This is a genomic window from Streptomyces durocortorensis, from assembly GCF_016901035.1.
GTDB lineage: Bacteria > Actinomycetota > Actinomycetes > Streptomycetales > Streptomycetaceae > Streptomyces > Streptomyces durocortorensis.
The window spans coordinates 23,837-35,989 of sequence record NZ_JAFEUF010000052.1 but is presented as its reverse complement, the minus strand read 5'-3'; the positions used below and the strand labels follow the sequence as shown (position 1 = coordinate 35,989).

Here is a 12,153-nt window from a genome sequence, read left to right as displayed (position 1 = left end):
CCCCCGCACCCTCCCGCCGCCCCGGCCCGGCGGCTTCTGCCGCTCGTCCTGCCCGCGATCGTCGTCGGCGTCGTCTGCGCGCTGATCCTGCCCGGGGTGAGCGTGCTGGCCGAGCGGCTCCAGGACGTGCTCTGGGAGACCCTGCCCGACACGCTCGGGGTGGGGCGGTTCTCCTCGGTGTGGATGGTCGTGATGCTCACCGCGACCGGCCTCGCGGTGGGGCTCGTCCTGCGGGCCGTCCCCGGCCACGGAGGGCCGGATCCGGCCACCACCGGACTGGTCGACGCCCCGATGCGGCCCGGCATCGTGCCCGGGCTGCTCCTGGTGACCGCACTGGCGCTGGCGGGCGGGGTGAGCCTCGGGCCGGAGAACCCGATCACCGCGGCCAACATCGCGCTGGCCTTCTGGCTCGGCCGGCGGTTCGCGCCCGGCGCGCCCGGCGAGCTGTGGGTGGCGCTCGCGGCGGCCGGGACGGTCGGGGCGCTCTTCGGCACCCCGGTGGCCGCCGCGCTGATCCTCTCCGAGGTACTGGCCTCGCAGCCGGGCCCCGGGGCGTTCTGGGACCGGCTGTTCGCCCCGCTCGCGGCCGGCACGGCGGGGGCGCTGACCATGTCGCTGATCGCGGAGCCCAGCTTCGACCTGTCCCTCCCCGCGTACACCGGACCGCACTGGGGCGATCTGCTCTCCGCCCTGCTGATCGCCTCGGCGGGCGCGCTTCTCGGGCTGCTCGCGGTGTACGCGTTCCCGGTGGCGCACCGGGTCTTCACGGCGCTGCGGCATCCGGTGCTCGCCCTGACGGCGGGCGGGCTGGCACTGGGGCTGCTCGGCGCGCTGGGCGGCCATCTCACCCTGTTCAAGGGGCTCGACGAGGTGAAGGTGATCGCGGGGGATCCGGACGGGTGGTCGGCCGGGGAGTTCGCGGGGATGGCGGCGGTGAAGATGGCCGCCCTGGTGATCGCGGCGTCCTGCGGATTCCGGGGCGGGCGGATCTTCCCGGCGGTCTTCGCGGGGGTGTCGCTCGGGCTCTGCGCCCACGCCCTGGTCGACGCGGTACCGCTGTCGCTGGCGGTGTCCTGTGCGGTGCTGGGCGTACTGCTCGCCGTCACCCGGCAGGGGTGGGTGAGCCTGTTCACCGCGGCGGTACTGGTCAGCGACGCGTCTGTGCTGCCGTTGCTGTGCGCGGCCACCCTGCCCGCCTGGCTGCTGGTCACCGGGCGGGCCCAGATGCAGCTGGACGGGGACGGGAAGGCGCTGCGGTGAGCGGGCGACGTACGCGCCGGCCGCGTGGACGGGCGGCGCACGCATCCGCCGCGGCAAGCGGGCGGCGTACCCGGTCACGGAGAAGGCCCTGTCCGGCGCGCCGGACCCGCTGAACCTCCGTATCGTCTCCTTCGTGCGGTTTCACACCACTTTGTCCTGAAAGTTCCGACGGAGGTCTCCCCATGCCCACGCCCGTCAACGTCGCCGTCGTCTACTACTCCTCCACCGGCACCGTCGCCACGATCGCGAAGGCGATGGCCGAGGACGCGGAGCGGGCCGGGGCGCAGGTGCGGCTGCGGCGGGCGGCGGAGCTGGCCCCGCAGGCGGCCATCGACTCCAACCCCGCCTGGGCCGAGAACGCCCGCGCGACCGCGGACATCCCCGAGGTCTCGCCGGACGACATGGCGTGGGCGGACGCGGTGATCTTCGGTTCGCCGACCCGGTACGGGAACGTCACCGCCCAGCTCAAGCAGTTCATCGACACGCTGGGCGGCATGTGGCAGGCGGGGCAGCTCGCCGACAAGGTCTACAGCGGCTTCACCTCCAGCGCCACCGCCCACGGCGGCCAGGAGTCCACGCTGCTCGCGCTGTACAACACGATCCACCACTTCGGCGGGATCCTCGTCACCCCCGGGTACACCGACCCCACGAAGTTCGTCGACGGCAACCCGTACGGCACCTCCCACGTCGCCGGGCAGGGCGACATCCCGGTCGGCGAGCAGACCCTGACCGCCGCACGCGTGCAGGCCGAGCGGGTCGTGAAGTTCACCCGGGCCATCAAGGCGGGCCTGGCCGCCGAGAACTGACCCCGCACAGCGACGCGCACCGACCCCGCCGTCCGAGAGAAGGGCCTCCCCCACCATGCCGCTCCACCGCGGTGCCCACCCGGAGCAGGACGAACCCTCCGACGAGCGGCGCAGGCTCGCCCTGAACCCGTTCTTCGGCGAGGCGGACCCGACGGCCGCGATGAACACCGCGCCGCCCCGGCACCGGCTGCCGGACGGGCCGCTGCCGCCGCTCACCGCGTACCGGCTGGTCCATGACGAGCTGATGCTCGACGGCAACTCCCGGCTCAACCTGGCCACGTTCGTCACCACCTGGATGGAGCCGCAGGCCGGCGTCCTGATGGGCGAGTGCCGGGACAAGAACATGATCGACAAGGACGAGTACCCGCGCACCGCCGAGCTGGAGCGGCGCTGTGTGGCGATGCTCGCCGACCTGTGGAACGCCCCCGATCCGCGGTCGACCGTGGGGTGTTCGACCACCGGGTCGAGCGAGGCGTGCATGCTCGCGGGGCTCGCCCTGAAGCGGCGCTGGGCGCGGCGGAACGCGGACCGCTATCCGGCGACGGCGCGGCCCAATCTGGTGATGGGCGTCAACGTGCAGGTCTGCTGGGAGAAGTTCTGCAACTTCTGGGAGGTGGAGGCACGGCTCGTCCCGATGGAGGGCGAGCGGTTCCACCTGGACCCGGCGGCCGCCGCCGAGCTGTGCGACGAGAACACCATCGGGGTCGTCGGCGTACTCGGCTCCACCTTCGACGGCTCCTACGAGCCGATCGCCGACCTCTGCGCGGCCCTGGACGCCCTCCAGGAGCGCACCGGCCTCGACATCCCGGTCCATGTGGACGGGGCGTCCGGCGCGATGGTGGCGCCCTTCCTCGACCCGGAGCTGGTGTGGGACTTCCGGCTGCCGCGGGTGTCGTCGATCAACACCTCGGGGCACAAGTACGGCCTCGTCTACCCGGGGGTCGGCTGGGCGCTGTGGCGTACGGCGGACGATCTGCCGGAGGAGCTGGTCTTCCGGGTCAACTACCTGGGCGGCGACATGCCGACGTTCGCGCTGAACTTCTCCCGGCCCGGGGCGCAGGTGGTCGCGCAGTACTACACGTTCCTGCGCCTCGGGCACGACGGTTACCGGGCGGTCCAGCAGGCCTCCCGGGACGTGGCCTGCTCACTGGCGCGTGCGGTGGAGGACCTCGGGGACTTCCGATTGCTCACCCGGGGCGACGAGTTGCCGGTGTTCGCGTTCACGACGACCGCCGACGTCCACGCGTACGACGTGTTCGACGTGTCGCGCCGGCTGCGGGAGCGCGGCTGGCTGGTGCCCGCGTACACCTTCCCCGCCAACCGGCAGGACCTGTCGGTGCTGCGGGTGGTGTGCCGCAACGGGTTCTCCTCCGACCTGGCCGAGCTGCTGATCGAGGACCTGAAGTCGCTGCTGCCCGAACTGCGGTCGCAGAAGCATCCGTTGAGCCATGACCGGTCGGCCCCGACGGCCTTTCACCACTGAGGCGGACCCGGCCTGCCACAGCTCGGCCGAAAGCGGGGCAGGGTGCCTCAGCCCTGCTGTAGGTTCCCTGCCATGTCCACGAGCAAAGACCTGGGGAACCCCGAGTCGCGATTCTCCGCGATACTCGGGAGCGCGACGCGGCTTCCAGGCGTTCGGATCGACCGGGCCTCGTATCTGCGCAGGGCTCTGGCCCGCCACTGCACCGAGGTGGAGGTCGAAAGGGCGATCGAGCTGAGCCCCGCGGCGGCCGGCATCCCCCTGGAGGTCCTGGACCGGGTGGCCAACGAGTCCATCACCTATGAGACCGCCAAGGTGAGCGCCTTCTCCGCGGCAGCGGGCATGCCGGGCATCCTCGCCCTTCCCGCCACGGTGCCCGCCGACCTGGCGCAGTACACCGGCCATGTGCTGCGCGTCGCCCAGAAGCTCGCCTATCTCTACAGCTGGCCGGATCTGTTCTCGGAGGACGCCGGCCTCGACGACGCGACCAGGAGTGTCCTCACGCTCTTCGTCGGTGTGATGTTCGGTACCCAGTCGGCGAACACCGCAGTCGGGAAGGTCGCGACCATGATGTCGCGCGAGGTCGCCAGGAAGCTGCCGCAGAAGGCACTCACCCAGGGGGTCGTCTACCCCGTGGTCAAGAAGGTCGCGGCCTATCTCGGCGTCCAGATGACGAAGCAGACTTTCGCGAAGTCCGTCTCGAAGGCAATTCCCGTCGTCGGAGCCGTGGTCTCCGGTGGGCTCACCCTCGCGACCTTCCGCCCCATGGCGAAGCGCCTGAAAAAACACCTCTCCGGACTGGACTTGGCGAAGCCGGCACCCGGCGTGGTGATCGGGGAGGTCGTCGACGTCCACGACTCCCCGATCCACGATCCGGGCCGCACCGCCTGACGCGCGAGCCATCGGCCCGGCGCTACCTGCTGAGCGCCGCGAACTTCCGTACCGCCAGCGGGAAGAACACCGCGATGAGCGCAACCGGCCAGAGCACCGCGAGGAGTTGGGCGTGCTCGGCGGCCCAGGAGCCGGTCGCGCCGCCCGGGTTGCCGAACAACTCCCGTACGGCGGTGGCGGTCGCGGACATGGGGTTCCACTCGACCACCGCGCCCAGCCAGCCCGGCATCGACGCGGGGGTGGCGAACACGTTGGAGAGGAAGCCGACCGGCCAGACCAGGATCTGGACCGCCGCGACCATCTCCGGCTTGCCCGCGACCATGGCCAGGTGGATGCCGACCCAGAGCATCGCGAACCTCAGCAGGAGCAGCAGCCCCACCGCCCCCAGCGCGGCCGCCGCCCCGGACCGCCAGCGCCAGCCGACCGCGTAACCCACCCCGGTCATCACCGCGAGCGAGACCACCGACTGGAGCATGTCCGCAGCGCTGCGGCCGACCAGCACCGCACCGGGGACCATCGGCATCGAGCGGAACCGGTCGATGACGCCCTTGCCGAGGTCCTGGGTGACCGCGAGCATCGTGGCCTCCAGGCCGAAGGCCATGGTCAGCGCGAGCATCCCGGGGACCAGGAAGTCGGTGGGGTCGCCGTCCACGCCCCGGCCGCCGCCCACCAGATAGGTGAACATCAGGAGCAGCATCACCGGGAACGCCAGGTTGACGAGGACCGCCACGGGCTGCCGGGCCCAGTGCGCCAGTTCGCGGCGGGTCATCGTCCAGGAGTCGGCCAGCGCCCAGCCGAGCCGGGAGGACACCCCGCCGGGTCCGGGCACGTGCTCGCCACCGCCCGGACCCGGTACCGCCGTCGTCGTCGCCGCGCTCATGCCGCCACCTCCGCCTTCTCCGAACGCCGCTCCTCGGCGGGCCGCCCGGTCAGGGACAGGAACACCTCGTCCAGGGTCGGGCGGCGCACCGCGATGTCCTCCGCCTCGATGCCCGCCTCCGCCAGCACCCGCACCGTCCGGGTCAGGGCCGCCATCCGGTCCGGGGCGGGCGCGCCGATCAGCCGCCGGTCGGGGTCGAGCGCCAGGCCCTCGCCGCCGATCAGGGCCGCTGCCTCCGTCAGCCGGGCCGCGTCGCGCAGGACGACGTCGATCCGGTCGCCGCCGACGCGGGCCTTCAGCTCGTCGGGGGTGCCCTCGGCGACCGCCCGGCCGTGGTCGATCAGGGAGATCCGGTCGGCCAGCTGGTCCGCCTCGTCCAGATACTGGGTGGTCAGCAGGACGGTGGTGCCGCCGCCGACCAGGGACCGCACCGCGTCCCACACCTCGGTCCGGCCGCGCGGGTCGAGGCCGGTCGTCGGCTCGTCCAGGAACAGCACGTCCGGGTCGGTGATCAGCGACGCGGCGAGGTCGAGCCGCCTGCGCATGCCGCCGCTGTACTGCTTGACCGCCTTGCGGCCGGTGTCCGCGAGGCCGAACCGTTCCAGCAGCTCGTCCGCCCGGCTGCCCGCCCGGCGTGCGCCCAGGTGGTACAGCCGCCCGAACATCTCCAGGTTCTGCCGCCCGCCGAGCTGTTCGTCCACCGCCGCGTGCTGCCCGAGCAGCCCGATCCTGCGCCGCACCTCGCCCGCCCGCTCGCGGACGTCGAGGCCGGAGACGGTGACCCGGCCCGCGTCGTGGCGCAGCAGCGTCGACATGATCCGTACGGCGGTGGTCTTGCCCGCCCCGTTGGGGCCGAGGACTCCGTGCACGGTGCCGCCCGCGACGGCCAGGTCCAGTCCGTCCAGGGCGCGCTTCTCCCCGTACCGCTTGTGCACGCCGTCCATCACGATCGCTTCGGTCACACTCCCCGCCGCCCTTCCACGCCTTCGCACCCCTTGCGCTCCCACCTTGTAGTCAAACTTGACTAGCAGGTCGAAGGTAAACCCGGATCCGGCATTCGTCAAACTTGATTAGTCGTGGTCCCCGGGGTCGGGCACACCGGTGGCGTAGGGGTTCTCCTCGCCCTCGGCGAGCACCCCGACGAACGGGTCGCCCTCGCCCGCGAAGGTGTACGCGCCGCCCTCGATGCGCTCGATCAGGCCCCGGGTCCACTCCGCGCCGGCGTCGGCCGAGTGCACCCACAGGTTCATGATCTCGCCGATGTGGCCGAGGGATTCGGGGCCGTCGTCGGGCGTGTAGTACTCGGTGACCTCGTCCCGCCACCCCTTCATGGCCTCGACCCGCTCCTTGAGCAGCGCGACCGCCTCCTCGCGGGGCAGGTCGACGATGAAGCCGACCGCCGCCGAGAGGACGTCCATGTCCTGGTCGTAGGAGCGGATGGCGTCCCGCAGGAGGGTGCGGTACTCCTCCAGGCCCTCGTCGGTGACCTCGTACTCGGTGCGCGGCGGGCCGCCGACCGTGGAGGGGGCCGTCTCGTGCGCGCGGAGCAGTCCCTGCTTCGCCATCTGCTTCAGGGCGTGGTAGATCGACCCGGGCTTGGCGTTGGACCACTCGTGCGCGCCCCAGTACTCCAGGTCGTTGCGGACCTGGTAGCCGTGCGCGCGGCCGTGCATGCGCACGGCGCCGAGGACCAGCAGCCGGATCGCGGACATGGCACTCCTCTTCGTATTCAACTTTGACTAGGGTAGCCCCGCCGGCTTGCGTCCGGGCGGCAGGTGTGACCTCGCATTCGTACGGCCGGGGCCAGCAGCGCCGCGACGAGGCATCCGGCCGCCAGCGCCGCCCACACCACGTCGTAACTGCCGAACACGTCCCGCGCGGTGGCGCCGAGGAACGCCGAGGCTCCCGCGCCCAGTTGGTGGGCGGCGTTCGACCAGCCGAAGACGATGGGGCCGTCCTCCCCGTACACGCGGCGGGTCAGCTCGATGACGGGCGGCACGGTCGCCACGTCGACGAGTCCGTAGACCGCCGTGAACAGCAGCATCGGGGCCGTGACCGTGGAGGCGAACACCAGGGGCAGAGCGAGGAGGGTCAGCGCGCGGACGGCGAAGCAGACGGTCAGCACGCGGCGCGGGTCGAACCGGTCGGTCAGCCAGCCGGCCAGCAGCGCGCCGAGGGCGGAGAAGATCCCGATCAGGGAGAGCAGCGAGGCCGCCGCCGTGGCCCGCATGCCGTGATCGTGCGCGGCGGGGGCCCAGTTGGACCACATGATGCCGTTGGTGGACGCCCCGCAGAGCGCGAACGCCCCGGCCAGCAGCCAGAACGGGCCGGTGCGCGCCGCCCGCAGGAGGACCTTCAGGGTGCGCGCCGCCGCTCCGGAAGCCTTCGGCGGCCTCGGGACGAACTCCCGCGCCCCGTAAGGCTTTACGCCCGCGTCGGCCGGGTGGTCGCGCAGCAGCAGGAAGACCGGGGCGGCCACCGCCAGGGCCACGAGCGCCAGCGTCACCACCGGCGGACGCCAGCCGTGGCGGTCGACGGACCAGGCGAGGAGGGGGAGGAACAGCAGCTGGCCCAGGTGGCTGGAGGAGCTGAGCGCCCCGGTCACCAGCGAGCGCCGCCGGTCGAACCAGCGGGCGGTGACCCCGGCGGCGAACGTCATGGTCAGGCAGCCGCTGCCGAGGCCGATCAGCACCCCCCAGTACGCGACCAGCTGCCACGGCCGTGTCATCACCCCGGTCAGCAGCGCCCCGGCCGCGACCAGCAGCAGGGCGCCCATGACCACCCGGCGGGCCCCGATCCGGTCCATCAGCGCCGCCGCGAACGGGGCGGTGAGACCGAAGAGCACCATGTTCACCGAGGCGGCGAGCGCGATCTGCCCGCGCTCCCAGCCGTACTCCTCGTGCAGGGGCGTCACCAGCAGGCCGGGCACGGTGGTGAACGCGCCCGCCGTGACGATGGCCGCGCCCGCGACGGCGGCCGTCAGCCACGCGCGGTGGATACGGCGCGGGCGGCGCGTCGACGGTTCGTACGAGGTCGAGGTCGGAGAAGCCATACGAGCAGCCTGGCGAGCGGGGAGCGCCCTCACGAGTGTCCCGATGGACCAGGTGCGCAAGGATATGGCCATGACGGTCTTCACCCATCCCGGGCGACACCGCGTCGCCGTGCTCGCCCGCGAGGTCCTGCTCCCCATCGAGCTGGGCATCGTCCACCAGCTCTTCGGCCAGGCGCGGCAGGGGGCGTCGGCGGACGGCGAGCCGCTGTACGAGGTGGCCACCTGCTCCCCGACGCCCGGTGACGTGCGGACGGACGGCGACTTCACGGTGGCCGTCGCGCACGGGCCCGAGGCGCTGGCCGAGGCCGACACGGTGATCGTGCTCTCGTCGTACGAGGACTACGTCCAGGAGACGCCCGACCTCCCGGCCCCGGCGGCGGAGGCGCTCGCGCTGATCCGGCCCGGCGTGCGGGTGGCCTCGATCTGCACCGGCGCGTATCTGCTGGCCTCGGCCGGGCTCCTCGACGGGCGCCCGGCCACCACGCACTGGCGGTACACGGAGCAGTTCGCCCGGCTCTTCCCCCGCGTCGAGCTGGACCCGGACGTGCTCTACACGGACGGGGGGTCCGTGCTGACCTCGGCGGGGTGTGCCGCCGGGATCGACCTGTGCCTGCACATGATCCGGCGCGACCACGGGACGGCCGTGGCCAACGACGTGGCCCGGCGCACGGTCGTGCCGCCGCACCGCGAGGGCGGCCAGGTGCAGTACATCCGGCGGCCGGTGCCCGGGCGGTCGGCCCCGGGGACCTCGGCGGCCCGCGACTGGGCGTTGCGGCGGCTCCAGGACCCCATCACGCTGGAGCAGTTGGCGGCCCGGGAGTCGATGAGCGTACGGCACTTCACCCGGCGGTTCCGGGAGGAGGTCGGCCTGACGCCCATGGACTGGCTGACCCGGCAGCGCATCGAGCTGGCACGGGAGTTGCTGGAGGAGTCGGACACGCCCGTGGAGCAGGTGGCGGCCCGCGCCGGGCTCGGCACGGCGGCCAATCTGCGCCGGCACTTCCATACGGCGCTGGGTGTCTCGCCGAGCGCCTACCGGACCACGTTCCGGGGGCCGGGGAGCTGAGGCGAGGCGGGGGGCGGCCGTCAGAACGGGAAGACCGTGCGCCCGTGCTGGATCGACATCCACTTCTGCGTGGTGAAGGCCTCCACCACCGCCTCGCCGTTCAACCGCCCCACCCCGGACGTCTTCTCGCCGCCGAACGCGACCAGCGGATCGTCCTGCACGGTGGAGTCGTTGACGTGGAACATCCCGCTGACGATGCGCTGCGCGAACTTCACGCCGCGCTCCGCGTCCCGGGTGTGGACCGCGCCGCTGAGGCCGTAAGGGCCCTCGTTGACGATCCGTACGGCCTCCTCCTCGCCGTCGAACGTCATCAGCAGGGCCACCGGGCCGAGGATCTCCTGATGGAGCAGCGGGGAGTCCTCCGCGAGGCCGGTGAGGACGGTCGGGCCGACGACGTTGCCGACGGTCCGGCCCCGGACGAGGGCCGTCGCGCCGTCCGCGACCGCCCGCTCGACGAGGGCGTCCAGCGCGTCGGCCTGGAAGGCGTTGATGACCGGACCGATCCGGGTCTCCGGATCCCGCGGGTCGCCGGCCGGGAGGGCGGCCACCTCGGCGGTGAACCGCTCGGTGAACTCGGCGGCCACCGACCGGTCCACCAGGATCCGGTTGGCCGCCATGCTGACCTGCCCCTGGTGCAGGAAGCGGCTGAAGACGGCCGCCCGGACCGCGTGGTCGAGATCGGCGTCCTCCAGCACCACCAGGGCGCTGTTGCCACTCAGTTCGAGGACGGTCCGCTTGAAGGCGCCGGCCGCGGTGGCGGCGATGTGCCGGCCGACCCGGTCGGAGCCGGTGAACGAGATGACCTTGGGCACGGGGTGCTCGATGAACGCGTCGCCGATCTCGGCGCTGTCGGTGATGACGACGTTGAGCAGCCCGGCGGGCAGCCCCGCGTCCTCGAATATCTTCGCTATCAGACCGCCGCCGACGACCGGGGCGTTCTGATGGGGCTTCACGACGACCGCGTTGCCGAGCGCGAGGGCGGGCGCGACGGACTTCATCGTCACCAGGAAGGGGAAGTTGAAGGCGCTGATGACCCCGACGACGCCGACCGGCAGCCGGTAGAGCCGGTTCTCCCGGCCGTCCCCCACGGCGGGCAGCAGCCGCCCGGTGGGCCGCAGCGCCTGACGGACCGCCTCCCGCAGGAACTCGGTGGCGCTGCCGATCTCGTACCGCGCCCGCTCCCGGGTGCCGCCCAGTTCGTCGGTGATCGCTTCGGCGATCTCCTCGGCACGCTCGCCGGTGACGCGGAGCGCGCGTTCGAGGACGGCGCGCCGCTCGTAGGGGTTGATCGCGGCCCACTCCTGCTGCGCCCGCTCGGCGGCCCGGTAGGCCCGGTCGACCTCCAGCGCGGTGGCCACGGTGACGGCGGCGAGTTTCTCACCGTTGTAGGGATTGAAATCGATGATGTCCCACGAGCCGCTGCCGGTCAGCCACTCGCCGTCGATGTACTGGTGGGCCAGTTCATGGAAGAAGGACATGCAATCCCTTACTGCAGGCGTTCGCAGACTCCTGATGCGACGTCATCGTAACGAGAATTTACGTCAGTTGGAGTAGACCGCGCAGAAGATCCCGGCTCTCCTCCGGCGCCGGACTCTCCTGAGCGAGAGCCGCCATCGCCTTTTCGTACTGCGCGACTTCTTCGGGCTTGTCCAGATAGAGCGCGCTCGTCAGCTGCTCCAAATAGACGATGTCCGACAGATCGGATTCCGGGAAACGCAGCATGGTGAATGCGCCGCTCTCGCCCGCATGGCCGCCGTGACCGAAGGGCATGACCTGGAGCGTGATGTTGGGCTGCTCCGACATATCGATCAGATGCCGCAATTGGGCGCGCATGACCTCGCGTTCGCCGTACGGGCGGCGGAGCGCCGCCTCGTCGAGCACGGCGTGGAACGCCGGGGCGCGCTCGGACACGAGGGCCTTCTGGCGCTCCAGGCGCAGGGCGACGCGGCGGTCGATCTCGGCGGGCGAGGCGCCGCGCATTCCGCGCGAGACGACGGCGTGGGCGTACGCCTCGGTCTGCAACAGCCCGTGCACGAACTGGACTTCGTAGATGCGGATGAGGGAGGCGGCGCCCTCCAGGCCGATGTACGTCTGGAACCAGCCGGGCAGCACGTCACCGTAACTGTGCCACCAGCCCGCCACGTTGGCCTCGCGGGCCAGACCGAGAAGGGAGTCCCGCTCCGCCTCGTCGGCCACTCCGTAGAGCGTGAGCAGATCCTCGACGTCCCTGGCCTTGAAGCTCACCCGTCCCAACTCCATGCGGCTGATCTTCGATTCGGAGGCCCGGATCGAGTAGCCGGCCGCCTCACGGGTGATTCCGCGCGACTCCCGCAGTCTCCTGAGCTGAGAGCCCAGGAGGATGCGCCGCACCACCGATCCACTCGACTCGCCTGCCGACACTGGCCCGACCCTCCCCATCGCCTTCCCTGGCACCGGGGCCCCCCGAACCCCGGAGTGCCGGATTCTGCCACCAAAACGCTTCAGCCCGTACTCATTCGATTACGGAAATGGGAAGACGTCCGGAAAGCTCCGAAACTGACCCCGGGAAGAAATGCCCCGTAACCACCACGGTATCGGGCAGGTCCGGCGCGTGCACGTGCATCTGCCCTTGCATCTGCTGTGCGCATTCGGAACCATGGTCCCCGCGCACCTGCGTGCTCGTGTTGTGCCGCTGTACCCCCCGCAGTACCGCTACAGGCAGTGCCGCTACAGCCGCGA

At 71.8% G+C, this 12,153-nt stretch carries 11 protein-coding genes; 5 read left to right on the top strand and 6 right to left on the bottom strand.

Going from position 1 to position 12,153, the window contains the following annotated elements; all coding sequences use genetic code 11:
• The 4 genes from JS521_RS13320 to JS521_RS13305 form a co-directional block, all read left to right on the top strand.
• On the top strand, window positions 1-1,260 hold a 1,260-nt coding region (locus tag JS521_RS13320; RefSeq protein ID WP_239487224.1), incomplete at its 5' end, for an ion channel protein.
• A gap of 182 nt (window positions 1,261-1,442) precedes the next feature.
• Window positions 1,443-2,066 carry an NAD(P)H:quinone oxidoreductase gene (gene wrbA, locus JS521_RS13315; RefSeq protein ID WP_205083081.1) on the top strand — a complete coding sequence of 208 codons (624 nt, stop codon included), beginning with the start codon at window positions 1,443-1,445 and terminating at the stop codon, window positions 2,064-2,066.
• A 55-nt stretch (window positions 2,067-2,121) separates the two neighbouring features.
• Window positions 2,122-3,549: a glutamate decarboxylase gene (gene gad / locus JS521_RS13310; protein ID WP_205083080.1), complete on the top strand. Its 1,428-nt coding sequence runs from the start codon at window positions 2,122-2,124 to the stop codon at window positions 3,547-3,549.
• Window positions 3,550-3,621: 72 nt separating this feature from the next.
• The gene (locus JS521_RS13305) at window positions 3,622-4,437 is read left to right on the top strand and encodes a hypothetical protein (protein ID WP_205083079.1); all 816 of its coding nucleotides are present in this window, start codon (window positions 3,622-3,624) and stop codon (window positions 4,435-4,437) included.
• Between the two features lie 22 nt (window positions 4,438-4,459).
• Here JS521_RS13305 and JS521_RS13300 read toward each other — a convergent pair whose 3' ends face one another.
• From JS521_RS13300 to JS521_RS13285, 4 genes are all read right to left on the bottom strand, one after another.
• Entirely contained in the window at window positions 4,460-5,317 is an 858-nt protein-coding gene (locus JS521_RS13300) for an ABC transporter permease (RefSeq protein ID WP_205083078.1), read from the bottom strand.
• Window positions 5,314-6,279 carry an ATP-binding cassette domain-containing protein gene (locus JS521_RS13295; RefSeq protein ID WP_307847863.1) on the bottom strand — a complete coding sequence of 322 codons (966 nt, stop codon included), beginning with the start codon at window positions 6,277-6,279 and terminating at the stop codon, window positions 5,314-5,316. The genes JS521_RS13300 and JS521_RS13295 overlap by 4 nt, the downstream gene beginning before the upstream one ends.
• Window positions 6,280-6,387: 108 nt before the next feature.
• On the bottom strand, window positions 6,388-7,029 hold the full coding sequence (locus tag JS521_RS13290) for a PadR family transcriptional regulator (protein ID WP_205083077.1): 642 nt from the start codon (window positions 7,027-7,029) through the stop codon (window positions 6,388-6,390).
• A gap of 17 nt (window positions 7,030-7,046) precedes the next feature.
• Window positions 7,047-8,369, bottom strand: a complete 1,323-nt coding sequence (locus JS521_RS13285) for an MFS transporter (RefSeq protein ID WP_205083076.1) — start codon at window positions 8,367-8,369, stop codon at window positions 7,047-7,049.
• 64 nt (window positions 8,370-8,433) lie between these two features.
• Between JS521_RS13285 and JS521_RS13280 the strand changes: the two genes are divergently transcribed.
• Window positions 8,434-9,435, top strand: a complete 1,002-nt coding sequence (locus JS521_RS13280; RefSeq protein ID WP_239487223.1) for a GlxA family transcriptional regulator — start codon at window positions 8,434-8,436, stop codon at window positions 9,433-9,435.
• Window positions 9,436-9,455: 20 nt separating this feature from the next.
• On the opposite strand, the gene JS521_RS13275 is transcribed toward JS521_RS13280, so the two are convergent.
• Together JS521_RS13275 and JS521_RS13270 are read right to left on the bottom strand one after the other, a co-directional pair.
• Window positions 9,456-10,913 carry an aldehyde dehydrogenase family protein gene (locus JS521_RS13275; RefSeq protein WP_205083073.1) on the bottom strand — a complete coding sequence of 486 codons (1,458 nt, stop codon included), beginning with the start codon at window positions 10,911-10,913 and terminating at the stop codon, window positions 9,456-9,458.
• A 58-nt stretch (window positions 10,914-10,971) separates the two neighbouring features.
• The gene (locus tag JS521_RS13270; protein WP_205083072.1) at window positions 10,972-11,835 is read right to left on the bottom strand and encodes a Sco1979 family transcriptional regulator; all 864 of its coding nucleotides are present in this window, start codon (window positions 11,833-11,835) and stop codon (window positions 10,972-10,974) included.
• Between the last annotated feature and the right edge of the window lie 318 nt (window positions 11,836-12,153).

Coding starts and splice junctions, on each gene's coding strand:
- wrbA (WP_205083081.1), top strand. CDS start 1,443: ATGCCCACGCCCGTCAACGTCGCCGTCGTCTACTACTCCTCCACCGGC.
- gad (WP_205083080.1), top strand. CDS start 2,122: ATGCCGCTCCACCGCGGTGCCCACCCGGAGCAGGACGAACCCTCCGAC.
- JS521_RS13305 (WP_205083079.1), top strand. CDS start 3,622: ATGTCCACGAGCAAAGACCTGGGGAACCCCGAGTCGCGATTCTCCGCG.
- JS521_RS13300 (WP_205083078.1), bottom strand. CDS start 5,317: ATGAGCGCGGCGACGACGACGGCGGTACCGGGTCCGGGCGGTGGCGAG.
- JS521_RS13290 (WP_205083077.1), bottom strand. CDS start 7,029: ATGTCCGCGATCCGGCTGCTGGTCCTCGGCGCCGTGCGCATGCACGGC.
- JS521_RS13285 (WP_205083076.1), bottom strand. CDS start 8,369: ATGGCTTCTCCGACCTCGACCTCGTACGAACCGTCGACGCGCCGCCCG.
- JS521_RS13280 (WP_239487223.1), top strand. CDS start 8,434: ATGGCCATGACGGTCTTCACCCATCCCGGGCGACACCGCGTCGCCGTG.
- JS521_RS13275 (WP_205083073.1), bottom strand. CDS start 10,913: ATGTCCTTCTTCCATGAACTGGCCCACCAGTACATCGACGGCGAGTGG.